The organism is Streptomyces jeddahensis (genome assembly GCF_001642995.1).
In the GTDB taxonomy this organism is placed as follows: domain Bacteria; phylum Actinomycetota; class Actinomycetes; order Streptomycetales; family Streptomycetaceae; genus Streptomyces; species Streptomyces jeddahensis.
In genome coordinates this window covers 1-12,154 of sequence record NZ_LOHS01000017.1, presented here as the reverse complement: position 1 = coordinate 12,154, position 12,154 = coordinate 1, and the positions used below count along the sequence as shown (strand labels likewise).

Annotated in this window: 10 protein-coding genes and 1 pseudogene; 8 read left to right on the top strand and 3 right to left on the bottom strand. The window is 70.9% G+C overall.

Translation table 11 applies throughout. The features are described from left to right. Positions 1 to 60 precede the first annotated feature (60 nt). The 3 genes from STSP_RS00840 to STSP_RS00830 all read left to right on the top strand — a co-directional run bounded on the left by STSP_RS00840 (position 61) and on the right by STSP_RS00830 (position 3,504). Positions 61 to 1,119, top strand: a complete 1,059-nt coding sequence (locus STSP_RS00840; RefSeq protein WP_067270626.1) for an aspartate-semialdehyde dehydrogenase — start codon at positions 61 to 63, stop codon at positions 1,117 to 1,119. Positions 1,120 to 1,525: 406 nt separating this feature from the next. Beyond that, positions 1,526 to 2,197, top strand: coding sequence for a SigE family RNA polymerase sigma factor (locus tag STSP_RS00835; protein ID WP_078066788.1), 672 nt, complete (start codon positions 1,526 to 1,528; stop codon positions 2,195 to 2,197). Beyond that, entirely contained in the window at positions 2,194 to 3,504 is a 1,311-nt protein-coding gene (locus STSP_RS00830; RefSeq protein WP_232789473.1) for an ICP22 family protein, read from the top strand. The genes STSP_RS00835 and STSP_RS00830 overlap by 4 nt, the downstream gene beginning before the upstream one ends. 66 nt (positions 3,505 to 3,570) lie before the next feature. Here STSP_RS00830 and STSP_RS00825 read toward each other — a convergent pair whose 3' ends face one another. Both STSP_RS00825 and STSP_RS00820 read right to left on the bottom strand, forming a co-directional pair. After that, positions 3,571 to 4,380 (bottom strand): SURF1 family protein, encoded by an 810-nt coding sequence (locus STSP_RS00825; RefSeq protein WP_078066787.1) that lies wholly within the window; start codon positions 4,378 to 4,380, stop codon positions 3,571 to 3,573. A gap of 150 nt (positions 4,381 to 4,530) precedes the next feature. Then, complete coding sequence (locus STSP_RS00820) at positions 4,531 to 6,303, bottom strand: S9 family peptidase (protein WP_067270682.1); 1,773 nt, start codon at positions 6,301 to 6,303, stop codon at positions 4,531 to 4,533. Between the two features lie 358 nt (positions 6,304 to 6,661). Between STSP_RS00820 and STSP_RS00815 the strand changes: the two genes are divergently transcribed. After that, on the top strand, positions 6,662 to 7,036 hold the full coding sequence (locus STSP_RS00815) for a VOC family protein (RefSeq protein WP_067270680.1): 375 nt from the start codon (positions 6,662 to 6,664) through the stop codon (positions 7,034 to 7,036). 91 nt (positions 7,037 to 7,127) lie between these two features. Here STSP_RS00815 and STSP_RS00810 read toward each other — a convergent pair whose 3' ends face one another. Beyond that, on the bottom strand, positions 7,128 to 8,183 hold the full coding sequence (locus STSP_RS00810; RefSeq protein ID WP_078066785.1) for a CPBP family intramembrane glutamic endopeptidase: 1,056 nt from the start codon (positions 8,181 to 8,183) through the stop codon (positions 7,128 to 7,130). A 354-nt stretch (positions 8,184 to 8,537) separates the two neighbouring features. Here STSP_RS00810 and STSP_RS00805 point away from each other — a divergent pair, with 354 nt between their 5' ends. The 4 genes and pseudogenes from STSP_RS00805 (at position 8,538) to STSP_RS00790 (ending at position 11,970) form a co-directional block, all read left to right on the top strand. Beyond that, positions 8,538 to 8,900 (top strand): hypothetical protein, encoded by a 363-nt coding sequence (locus STSP_RS00805; protein ID WP_198547232.1) that lies wholly within the window; start codon positions 8,538 to 8,540, stop codon positions 8,898 to 8,900. Between the two features lie 67 nt (positions 8,901 to 8,967). Then, positions 8,968 to 9,340: pseudogene (locus STSP_RS00800) on the top strand (6-pyruvoyl trahydropterin synthase family protein). A 243-nt stretch (positions 9,341 to 9,583) separates the two neighbouring features. Then, positions 9,584 to 10,954 carry a hemolysin family protein gene (locus STSP_RS00795; protein WP_067270618.1) on the top strand — a complete coding sequence of 457 codons (1,371 nt, stop codon included), beginning with the start codon at positions 9,584 to 9,586 and terminating at the stop codon, positions 10,952 to 10,954. Next, complete coding sequence (locus tag STSP_RS00790) at positions 10,951 to 11,970, top strand: hemolysin family protein (RefSeq protein ID WP_067270615.1); 1,020 nt, start codon at positions 10,951 to 10,953, stop codon at positions 11,968 to 11,970. Before STSP_RS00795 ends, STSP_RS00790 begins: the two co-directional genes overlap by 4 nt. The last annotated feature ends 184 nt before the right edge of the window (positions 11,971 to 12,154 follow it).

The window sequence follows — 12,154 nt, the reverse complement described above, 5'->3', positions numbered from 1 at the left end:
TCTGCCATCGGACACACAGAGGCGTACGACGATGACCGCCCCTGAGGGAGGCGTACGGCGATGACCGGACGACCGACGCTCGCTGTCGTGGGAGCGACCGGAGCCGTCGGCACGGTCATGCTCCAGATCCTGTCCCAGCACGCGGACATCTGGGGCGAGATCCGCCTCATCGCCTCGCCGCGCTCGGCCGGCCGCAAGCTGACCGTGCGCGGCGAGGAGGTCGAGGTCGTCGCCCTGAGCGAAGAGGCCTTCGACGGCGTCGACATCGCCATGTTCGACGTACCGGACGAGGTCTCCGCGCAGTGGGCGCCCGTCGCCGCCGCCAAGGGCGCGGTCGTCGTGGACAACTCGGCCGCGTTCCGGATGGACCCGGACGTGCCGCTGGTGGTGCCCGAGGTCAATCCGCATGCCGCGCGCGTGCGCCCGCGCGGCATCATCGCCAACCCCAACTGCACGACCCTCTCGATGATCGTGGCCGTGGGCGCGCTGCACGCTGAGTTCGGGCTGCGCGAGCTGGTCGTCTCCTCGTACCAGGCCGTGAGCGGCGCCGGGCGCGCGGGCATCGACACGCTGCGGCAGCAGCTGAAGCTCGTCGCCGGTACGGAGCTCGGGACGTCACCCGGCGATGTACGGCGGGCCGTGGGGGACGCCACCGGGCCGTTCCCCGAGCCGGTCGCGCTGAACGTCGTGCCCTGGGCGGGTTCGCTCCGGGACGACGGGTGGTCGTCGGAGGAGATGAAGGTGCGGGACGAGTCCCGCAAGATCCTCGGGCTGCCCGAGCTGAAGGTCGCCGCGACCTGCGTGCGAGTCCCCGTGGTCACCACGCACTCCCTGACCGTCCACGCCCGTTTCGAGGGCGAGGTCACCGTCGACCGGGCGCGCGAGATCCTCGCGACGGCCCCCGGCGTCGTCCTCTTCGACGACCCTGCAGCCGGTGAGTTCCCCACGCCCGCCGACGTGGTGGGAACCGATCCGACGTGGGTGGGCCGCGTGCGGCGCGCACTCGACGATCCGACAGCCCTCGAACTCTTCGTGTGCGGCGACAACCTGCGCAAGGGCGCGGCGCTGAACACAGCGCAGATCGCCGAGTTGGTGGCTGCGGAGTTCATGGGGGCGTGAGGGCGGGCCGCCCTCTCTGCGGCCGCCGGACGGCCCCCGTCCGTCGTCGGCTCGTCACCCGGCCGTCCGCTATCCGGAAACTCCCTGGCCATGGCCGGAATCATTTGTAGAATCCGTGAAGGTTCAACGGCTGCGGAAAAAAGTCCAGACCGCTTGAACCGACCCCGGTCGGCGTTCGAAGATTTCGCTCCCCGCCCCGTGCAACCGCGCACGGGGCGGGAGCGTCTTTACCGGTCGCCCGTCAGGAGCGCCCAGGCGCTGTGACACAACGGGGCATGGACATACGGGGCACAGGGGAAGAGCTGGTACACATGAGGGCAAGTGACGCACCGTCCCATTCGGTGTTCCCGGCACATGTGATGCCTGACGCGTACAACCCTGGCGGGGGGTGCCGTGTCCAACAGGCGTGGCAGAGGTACTCGACTTCACAGCGGTACGGGCGAGGGGCGCAGCCCTTCGGCCGCCCCGCCGACCCCGCATGCCCGGCCCGGCCGGCGGCGGCATGCCGGTGATCGCCCCCATGCCCCAGGCGCGGCCCGCCCGCATTCCGTCCCAGCGCGAGGGCGCCGAGGAGATCATGGCCGCGGGCACGACCGTCGACCATCTCACCGAGACCTATCGCGCTCACTACCGGTCGCTCCTCGGACTGGCGGCGCTCCTGCTCGACGACACCGCCTCCTGCGAGGACGTCGTCCAGGAGGCCTTCATCCGCGTGCACTCCGCGCGCAAACGCGTCCGTGATCCGGAGAAGACCCTCGCGTATCTACGCCAGACCGTCGTGAACCTCTCCCGGTCCGCGCTGCGCCGCCGCATCCTCGGTCTGAAGCTGCTCTCCAAGCCGATGCCCGACATGGCGAGCGCCGAGGAGGGCGCGTACGACCAGCTGGAGCGCGACGCGCTGATCAAGGCCATGCGCGGACTGCAGCGGCGCCAGCGCGAGGTGCTGGTCCTGCGCTACTTCGCGGACATGACCGAGGCACAGGTCGCGGAGACCCTGGGCATATCGCTCGGTTCGGTGAAGGCGTACGGCTCTCGCGGCATCGCGGCCCTGCGCGTCGCCATGGAGGCACCCGCATGAGCGAGCAGCGGTGGCGGCCGGACGACGGTGAGGCCGGACGGGGGCGGCCCGAGCGGCACGAGGGGGATGCCGGGTCCGAGTGGTCCGGCGGGGAGGCCGGCAGCGGACGGCCTGAACGAGCCGAGTGGTACGAGTACGAGCAGCATGCTGGGAACGGAACTGTGAATCACGGCCCCGAAAGCTCCTATGACGGGCCCGGCACGCCCCGCGACGGGGCTGACACGTCCTCCGACGGGGCTGACACATCCTCCGACGGCTTCGACGACTCCTGGCCGCCGGGTGAGGACGGGGCGTATCCGGGTGAGCTGGGCTCCGACGAGCTGGCACTGCGCAGGATGCTGCACCATGCGGTCCAGGACATCGAACCCACCGATGGTTCCCTAGAGCACCTGCGGCGTGCCGTGCCCGCGCGCCGCGCGCGCAAGCGCCAGGCCGTCGTCGGCATGGCCGCCGCTGCCCTCTTCGTCGGCACCGCCATCCCGGCCCTCGTCCACGTGTCGAACTCCCCGGGCTCCACGGACACGCCGTCCATCGCCGGTCACGCCGGTGAGGCGCAGGGCGGCGGGGACGGCAAGAGCCCGGACGGCGGAGAGAAGAGCGACGGCAGCAACTCGAGCGCGTCGAAGTCCCAGGGCAAGGACGGCGGCAAGGGCAAGAACGACCCGTCGAAGGGCGCGACGGGCGCCGCCACCGGCGGCCCGGACACCGCCAGCACGGCGGCCGCGAGCTCGCCCGCCTGCGGCGTGAACGAACTGGGCAACGCCGGCGTGAGCGTCGAGCCGGCGCAATCCGACGGCAAGGTCTACGGGACCTTCACCGTCTCGAACGTCTCCAGCGCCAACTGCACGGTCGAGGCCGCCGGCACCATGAGTTTCCAGGCCCAGGGTGCGGCCGACGCCACGAAGATCAGCCTCGTGGACCACACCGCCGGGGACGGTTCCGGGCTTCCCGATCCGTCCCAGGAGGCGAGCCAGCTGATCCTCCAGCCGGGCAAGTCCTATCAGGTGCGGATCGCCTGGGTGCCGTCGGAGACCTGCCCGACCACGAATGGCGGTGGCGACGACGGGGAACCCTCACCCGCCCCGTCGCCGTCGCAGAACAGCGCCACCGGCGCCACTGGCGGCACCGACGGAACGTCCGAGCAGAGCGGCACGACGACGCAGCTGGTCACGGAAGACGGCGGCACGGCCGACGGCAGCGTGGTCGTCGCCTTCACCGCGGAAACCGGTACCGCGACGGTGACGGCGACTGTCCCGAATGCGTGCGCAGGGACGATCTACCGCACGGGAGTGCTCGCCTCGGAGTAGGGGCTCGGATACAGGACCTCGGTGGGGGAGGAGTGCCGGGGCCGGGCCGGGGCCTGCTGTCCTTTTTCAGGCAGTGGGGACCCGGTCGGCCCCGGTGTGGTCCGCGGGCTCCTCGCTCGCCGGGGCCAGCCCGAGCTCGGCATCCCGGGCGAACTCCGCCTCCCGGCGCAGCAGCCGGAACCACATGAAGACGACGAACCCGGCGAAGACGAACCACTCCCCGGTGTAGCCGAGGTTCTGGAACGCCTTGAGGTCGAGCCCGCTGCCCTGCGGCTCCGTCGCGGGCACCGCCTTCATGCCCGCGTCTGCCTTGTCGAGCGTGATCCACGCGTCGTACACGTCGTACGGCACGAGGTTCACCAGAGATGCGGCGCTGATTATGCCGAGCTGCCCGGCGGGCAGCCCGCCTGTCGCGCTCACCCCGTCGGAGTCCGCGGTCTCCGAGGCCTGCAGCGCGCCGGTCACGGTGACCTCGCCGGCGGGCGGGGCCGGTGCCTTCGCGGCGGACGCATCGCCGGGCAGCCACCCCCGTACGACCGGCAGAGCCTTGCCGCCGTCCGTACGCAGCATCGTCACCACGTAGAACCCGCGCTTGCCGTCCAGCTCCCGGTCCGGGACGAGCAGCTGCTTGCCGTACCGGCCGGTCGCCGTGGCGCGGTCGCCCGACGTCTCCTTGTCGACGGGCAGGAGCGAATCGAGCGGCCGGGCCGCGGCCCGCTTGTCCTGAGCGGACGCCTCGGAGGCGGACCGGTGGTCCTGTACCCGGTCCTCGAACCGGCCCAGCTGCCACGACCCCATGAAGATGCAGAAGGGGATGGCCAGCAGGACGAAGACGTTGATCCCCCACCAGCGAGGGGTCAGCAGAAACCGGTACACACCTCCACGGTACGGGGGCACGCTCGCGGCTCGGCCGTGGGGGTGGTCGCCCGGTGCCGCGCGGGCGGCCCGGCCGTGGCGGTGGCCGCCGAGGCCGCCCAGGCGACCGCACCGGACGCGGCCGGGGCGGCCGCCGCCCCGGAGGCCGAGTCAGCGGTTGAGGTGCCGCTCCGCGAAGTCCAGCTCGAGCCGCACCTGCTTGATGCGCTCGTCCACTACCAGCGAGCCGTGCCCCGCGTCGTAGCGGTAGACCTCGTGGACCGCGCCACGGGCCGCGAGCCGGTCCACATAGTTGTCGATCTGGCGGATCGGGCAGCGCGGGTCGTTGACGCCCGCCGAGATGTAGACGGGCGCCTTCACCGCGTCCACGTACGTCAGCGGGGAGGACGCCTCGAAGCGCTCCGGCACCTCCTCCGGCGTACCGCCCAGAAGGGTGCGGTCCATCGCCTTCAGGGCTTCCATCTCGTCGTGGTACGCCGTGACGTAGTCCGCGACCGGGACCGCCGCCAGCCCTATCGCCCAGGCGTCGGGCTGGGTGCCGAGGCCGAGCAGGGTCAGATAGCCGCCCCAGGAACCGCCCGCGAGCACGAGCTTCGCCGGATCGGCGAGGCCCGACGCCACCGCCCACTCCCGGACCGCCGCGATGTCCTCGAGCTCGATGAGGCCCACCCGGTGCTTGAGCGCGTCCGTCCACTCCCGTCCGTACCCCGTCGACCCCCGGTAGTTGACGCGGACCACCGCATAGCCGTGGTCCACCCAGGCCGCCGGACCGGCCGCGAACGAGTCGCTGTCGTGCCAGGTCGGGCCGCCGTGGATCTCGAACACGGTGGGGAGAGGGCCGGTCGCGCCCGCCGGCTTCTGGACGAGGGCGTGGATACGGCCGCCAGGTCCCTCCACCCACACGTCCTCGACGGGTACCGAAGCCGGCGACCTCATCCCGGGCGGGTCGAGCACCACACCGCCGGACGTCGACCGGACCACCGGGGGCTCCGCCGCGGACGACCACAGAAACTCGACGGTGCCGTCTGGCCGGGCCGTCGCGCCGGACACCGACCCCGGGGGCGTGTCGAGACGGACCAGCGCGCGCGTGGCCGGCTCGAAGCGCCACAGCTCGCTGCGCGCCTCGAAGCTGTGCGCGATCAGCAGCGCCGATCCGTCCGGATACCACTCCGCCGAGACGTCGCCGGGCAGCTCCAGCGCCAGGTCCGTCTCGTCGCCCGACGCGACGTCCCACACCATCGGCTCCCAGCGCCCGCGCCGCTGGTGCCCGACGAGCAGGCGCGTGTCCCCGTCGACCGGCGCGAAGCCGAGCACCTCGAGACCGAGCTCGATCGTGCCGCCCTTGGTGTCGTCCAGTTCGGCGACCACCGAGCCGTCCGGCCGGAGCACCCGGATCGCGGAGTGCATGGCGTCGCCGTGCTCGGTGTGCTCGATCGCGATCAGCGTGCCGTCGTGCGAGAGATCGCCGACGCCGGCCGACTCAGGGTGCCGGTAGACCTCGACAGGCCCGCCCGCCCCTCGTACGACATGGATCGTCGAGCCCTCCTCGTCGGTCGAACGGCCGACCACCACCGTGCGCCCGTCCCGGCCGATGGCGAGGCCCGCCGGGTACGACGCCTTCAGGCCGGGCACCGCGGGTTCGTCGGTGCCGCCGTGGAACGGCTGGCGCTTCCAGACGCCGAACTCGTCGCCGTCCGTGTCGTCGAACCACCAGATCCACTCGCCGTCCGGTGAGAGCACGCCGTCCGTGGTGCCGTTCGGCCGGTCCGTGACCTGGCGCTGCTCGCCCGTGGCCCGGTCCCACGCATACAGCTCGTACGTCCCCGACGCGTTGGACACGAACAGCGATCGCTCCGGCGCATCCTGCGCCCAGTCCGGCAGGGACACTCTGGGCGCGCGGAAGCGCTTCTCCCAGTCGGGCATTCCCGCGTCGCCGGGGGCGGTGGCGGCTTGCGGGGCGGTCGCGCCGTGCGGGGTGTCCGCGGCGTACCGGGTGGCTGCGTCGTCCGGCATGGACCCGTGGCTCTCAGTCATGGCCCCATAGTGCCTGTGATCGCCGACAACGCGCCGAGGAGATCCTCAGCCTGTGGATAACTTCGCCTGTGGACGACTTCCCGCCTGTGGATGACGTCCGGCCTGTGGTGACGTCCGTGGCGGTGACGTGCCGGGCGAGTGCCGGGCGAGTGCCGGGCGATGAGTTCCAGGCCGCCGCCCGGTCTCCACCCATAGAGGGACAAACGTAGAGGGACAAACGAGACGGCCCATGGGAGGCGATCAGATCATGTTCGGCACGACGAAGGCGTTCAGCGGTTTCTCGGTGGACGACATCGACGCGGCCAGGAAGTTCTACGGCGAGACGCTCGGAATCAGGGTGTCGGAGCAGAACGGCCTGCTCACGCTGCACATCGCGGGCGACCGGGACATCCTGGTCTACCCCAAGCCGGACCACACCCCGGCGACGTACACGATCCTCAACTTCCCCGTGGACGACATCGAGGCGGCGGTCGGCGAACTGAGCGCAAGGGGCGTGCAGTTCCAGCGCTACGAACGTCTCGAGACGGACGAGAAGGGCATCTTCCGCGGTGGCGGCCCGCTGATCGCATGGTTCACCGATCCTGCCGGGAACGTGCTGTCCGTCCTCGAGGAACCTTCATGATCGTGGACGCTGGCCATCGGGCCTGATCCTCGATGAGGATCAGGCCCGTGCCTCTGCCTTGACCTGCTGTTTCGCTGCCGGTCGGCGGATCTCACGCCGCTGCGGCCGGGGCCTTCACCAGGCGGCGAGGCGGCTCGGGGGCGGTGCGCGCGATCCGGAACCGGGTGGCCAGGCGCAGGATCACCCACCCGTACAGAGGCCACATGATCGCGCCGGCCGCCAGCACCGGCCAGGGGGAACCCGCTGCGCTGCCGGAATCGCTGAGCCCGCCCACGAAGGTGGCAGCGAACAGGAAGAAGAAGAGGTTGTTGGCCACATGGAGCGCGATGGCCGCCTCCAGCCCTCCGGTACGGAGCACCAGCACGCCCAGGACGAAGCTGAACAGGAACAGCTCGGCGAAGCCCCAGGGCGTACCGAGCCCGTGGGCCAGGGCGAACAGCGCACCCGCCACGATGATGCCGACCCAGGGCGTGCGCAGGTAGCAGCCGAAGGCCTGCGGGATCCAGCCGCGGAAGACGTACTCCTCGGCGGCGGCCTGGAACGGCACCAGCGCCACGAGCACCACGGCGGCGGTCAGGAACGTCGGCCAGTCCGCCCACCCGCTGGACGGCAGGGCGAACATCGCGTTCCAGGGCACGTCCCCGGCTACGGCGGTGAAGACGGCTATCAGATTGAACAGGAGCACCACCGCGACCGCGGACGCCGCCATGCAGACCGCCAGCCAACGCCAGCGCAGCCGTCCGATCACCGAGGACAACGACCCGGCCGGCCGGCGTTGCACCAGGCGCGCGGCGAGCAGCACCCCCGGAATCAGCAGCGCGAGTGCGATCAGCACAGCAGCGTTGTCCCAGAGGGGATCGGCGAACAGCAGGCCGCTCGTGCGCGCCGGCTCGACCCCGGTAAGACCGGCCGCCACGCCCAGCCCGATTCCCGCGTTGAGCTGGAGCAGAAACCAGCTGACCAGGGCGACCAAGGTGGCCACCAGCGGGCGCCACCAGCGGTGCAGCTCGGTCCGCGCCAACCGGTGGTAGGGCGTTCCGGCCGGTGCGGCGATCACGCGTGCATCCGGTGGGGGTGGCGCATGGCCGTAGTCACGGGGCGCTGCATCCACCGCTGTATCGACCAATTCAGGATTGAGAGTGCTCATGGAATACACCTCGACTCGATCTCGAAGGGTTGACTGAGGGCTGCATTCCTTGATGCGGCCCTGAGGCCAGCAGACACGATCGGGAGATGGCGGTCATGCCCCAAAAAAGCGTGACTTGACATGACTGTGTGCGTTCGTTACCGAGGCGCGAGGCGCGAGGCGCGAGGCGCGAGGCGCGAGGCGCGAGGCGCGAGGCGGGGCGAGGGCGCGCCGGCAACGACGACTCGTTCGCCGCTCCTCCTTGGCCAACGTGGGCCCAGCCGAGTCCGAGACGCGTTTCAATGATCTACCGTGTGCGGCAAGTAACGGTGTGGGTACGGAAGTTGCTTGCCGGATGACGGGACGGGGGCTGTGGTGCGGACCGGGTTTGTCGACCGCGTGGAGCACATGGACGAGCTGCGCTCGCTGGTGCGGAGCCGCATCCTGCTTCGGCAAGGCGACGCGGCCGCCGCCCGGGAACAGGCCCGCCAGGCCGTGCGCATCCTGGACGAGGTCGGGGACATGCCCGCCCTCCGCACGGAGGAGGTCCTGTACCACTCCGCCGTCGTGCAGGCTGCCGCGGGCGTACGGGAGGAAGCGGACGCACTCCTCGAGCGGGCCCGGCGTGAGGTCGCCCGCAAGGCGGACCTGGTCACCGACGACGCGCTGCGCGACCGTTTCCTCGGACAGGTCTCCCTCAACCACGCCATCCGTGAGGGAGAAGGGTTCGGGCGGTGACCACGGCGGTGACCAGGGCGGACGGCCGGCGAGGGCCGCTGAGAGCCGGTGTCAGACTGGAGCCGTCATGCTGACGATCGCCAAGGAATTCCACTTCTCGGCCAGCCATGTCCTCGACCGGCTGCCGAGCTGGCACCCCTGCGCCCGCATGCACGGCCACAACTACCTCGTCGTGCTGGAACTGTCCGCCCGCCGCGAGGACCTCACAGAGGCGGGCTTCGTCCGCGACTACCGCGAGCTCGACGACTTCAAGACATGGATGGACGACACCCTCGACCACCGGCACCTCAATAAGGCGATGGGGGGGGGGTATCTCCCCGTCCGCGGAGAATCTCGCCGCATGGATCTTCGACCTCTGGATCGGGCGATTTCCGGAGTTGACAGCGGTCAGGGTCTCTGAGACTCCGAAGACCTGGGCCGACTACCGGCCAGAGCGATGAGTTGACGAAGTCGGGCCCGCCAGGGTGGCGGCGGCCTGCCAGACGATCACTCTTTCTCGGATCGCCGGCTGTCCCACGGCGGGCGATGATCGGGAACAAGGATTCCGTTGCGATCGTTATTCGAGTCCACGCAAGGTGAAGGAGTCAGCTTTTGTCCGCCAGACCGACGGACGCGCCGGGCCACAGTCCCGGACCATCCCGCCACATCACGCATGATCGCGGCACACGGCGGGGTGGTGTTCGATGAGTGCCGCACTGGGCCTGCTGGCGGTGTTCGTCCTGACCGCCGGCACCGGTTACTTCGTCGCCCAGGAATTCGCGTACGTCTCCGCCGACCGGCTCGCCCTCGCGCGGGAAGCCGAGGCCGGGGACAAGAAGGCCGCCCGCGCCCTGAAGGTGCTGGAACGGCTCTCGTTCATGCTGTCGGGTGCGCAGCTCGGCATCACGGTGACCGGCCTGGTCGTCGGCTTCCTCGCCGAACCGTCCGTGTCTGCGCTGCTGAGGCCTGTGCTGTCCGGGGTCGGCATTCCCGACGGGGCCGTCACCGGCATCTCCGTCGTGCTCGCCTTCGTGCTGGCCACGGTCGTGCAGATGGTGCTGGGCGAGCTGGCCCCGAAGAACCTCGCGATCGCCGTGCCCGAGCGCCTGGCGAAGTCGCTGGCCGCGTCCACGCTCGCGTATCTGAAGGTCGTCGGCCCGGTGGTGCGGATCTTCGACGGCGCGGCGAACCGCCTTTTGCGCAAGATCGGCATCGAGCCGGTCGAGGAGCTGCACCACGGCGCGACCCTGGAGGAGCTGGGCCATCTCATCGGCGAGTCCCACGAGCAGGGACACCTGCCCAAGGACACCGCCGCCCTCCTCGATCACGCCCTGGAGTTCTCCGAGCGCACCCTGGACGAGGTGATGGTGCCGCGCGCGGACGCCGTCTTCGTCCGCAAGGACGCCAGTGCCGCCGAGGCGATCGAGCTGATCGCCAAGCACGGCCACTCCAACTACCCCGTCCTGGGCGACCATCCCGACGACATCAGCGGCGTCCTCGGCGTACGGGAGCTCATGAACCTGCCCGCCGACCGCCTCGCCGCCACGACGGCGGGCGCCATCGCCCGGCGCCCCCTCCTGCTTCCCGACACCCTTCCGCTGCCGGAGGCGGTGACGCAGATACGCGAGCGCGACGACGAGTTCGCCGTGGTCCTGGACGAGCACGGCGGCGTGGCGGGCATCGTCACGTACGAGGACATCGCGGAGGAGCTGGTCGGCGACATCGCGGACGAGTCCGACACGGTCACCGAGGTCGCGGTCGCGGACGGACGGGGCTGGCTGGTGGACGCCGGCCGCCGCCTGGACGAGGTGGCCGAGGTCACCGGCATCGAGCTGCCCGAGGAGGACGACTACGACACCGTGGCCGGCCTGATCGTGGACCGGCTGGGCCGCTTTGCGGCTGTGGGCGACCGTCTCACGGTCGAGGTGCCCGACGACGGCCGCGTGGTGATCGACGTACGGACGCTCGACCGGCATGTGCCGGAGCGGGTCCGTCTGGAGCGGCTGCCCGTGGTGGGCCCTGAGCCCGTGAAGGGACCCGAGCCCGTGCTGAACCGTGAGGAGGAGCAGGCATGAGTTTCCCGATGGCACTCTTCGTCACCGTCCTGCTCCTGATCGGCAGCGGGTTCTTCGTCGCGGCCGAGTTCGCCCTGGTCGCGGCCAAGCGGCACCGCATGGAGAGGGCCGCGGCCGACGGCCGGCGCGGCGCCAAGGCCGCGCTGGCCGGGATGCGCGAGCTGTCGCTGATGCTGGCCGGCGCCCAGCTGGGCATCACGGTGTGCACCCTGGGCCTGGGCTCGGTGTCCAAGCCCGCGATCTCGCACGAACTCGACCCGCTGCTGCACAAGCTGGGCCTGCCCAGCGCCCTCAGCTACGGCGTGTCGTTCGCCGTCGCGATGATCGTCGTGGTGTTCCTGCACATGGTGGTCGGCGAGATGGCCCCCAAGTCCTGGGCCATCGCCCACCCCGAGCGCTCGGCGATGCTGCTCTCCCCGTCCTTCCGGGGCGTGGTGAAGGCCGTACGCCCGCTGATCTGGCTGCTCAACTCGATGAGCAACGGCCTGGTGCGGCTGTGCCGGGTCACGCCTCGCGACGAGCTGGCCTCGGTCCCGGGCCGCGAACAGCTCACGCACCTGGTCGAGGAGTCCGAGCGGCTGGGCCTGATCAGCAAGGACGACTCCGAGCTGATCACCAACTCGCTCACCGAGCCGCGGATGCCGGTGGGCGACCTGCAGGTGCCCGCCGGGCAGATCACGTCGGTGCCGGCGGATGCGGACGTCGACACGATCCTCGCCACCGCGGCCGAACACGACCGCAGCCGCCTGCTCGTGCGGGACGGGGCGCTGGTCGTCGGTTCCGTCCACGCCCGGGACGCTCTGATCGCCCGGGCCCGCGGCCGCGCGGCCACCGCACGCGAACTGGCCCGGCCCGTGCCCCGGTTGACCTCGGCCGACACCGTTGGCCACGCCATCGAGCAACTGCGCCGACGCCGCGCCTCGCTCGCCGTCGTCTGCGACGACACCGGCCGGCTCACCGGCCTGGTCACCCTCGACGACCTGCTGGCCCGCCTCCTGCACCCGCAGGCGGCCTGAACCGCCTCGGCTCCGGCGCCCGTCCCGATGCCCGGGTCGGGCACCGAAGCCGTCGATCTGTCGCCGTTGGCCCCTTAGCCATGTCGATCGTCGGGGGCCGCCGCCCTGTCCGATGCGCCAGCCATGGGAACCGTTCCTAGGGACTGAGCGGGAGTGAGTCCTGTTGCCAGAACACATGCTCCGC

What these genes read in the sequence shown, in the direction of transcription:
- STSP_RS00815 (WP_067270680.1), top strand. Translation starts at nt 6,662, where the DNA reads ATGTTCGGCACGACGAAGGCGTTCAGCGGTTTCTCGGTGGACGACATC.
- STSP_RS00820 (WP_067270682.1), bottom strand. Translation starts at nt 6,303, where the DNA reads ATGCCCGACTGGGAGAAGCGCTTCCGCGCGCCCAGAGTGTCCCTGCCG.
- STSP_RS00830 (WP_232789473.1), top strand. Translation starts at nt 2,194, where the DNA reads ATGAGCGAGCAGCGGTGGCGGCCGGACGACGGTGAGGCCGGACGGGGG.
- STSP_RS00810 (WP_078066785.1), bottom strand. Translation starts at nt 8,183, where the DNA reads ATGAGCACTCTCAATCCTGAATTGGTCGATACAGCGGTGGATGCAGCG.
- STSP_RS00840 (WP_067270626.1), top strand. Translation starts at nt 61, where the DNA reads ATGACCGGACGACCGACGCTCGCTGTCGTGGGAGCGACCGGAGCCGTC.
- STSP_RS00790 (WP_067270615.1), top strand. Translation starts at nt 10,951, where the DNA reads ATGAGTTTCCCGATGGCACTCTTCGTCACCGTCCTGCTCCTGATCGGC.
- STSP_RS00795 (WP_067270618.1), top strand. Translation starts at nt 9,584, where the DNA reads ATGAGTGCCGCACTGGGCCTGCTGGCGGTGTTCGTCCTGACCGCCGGC.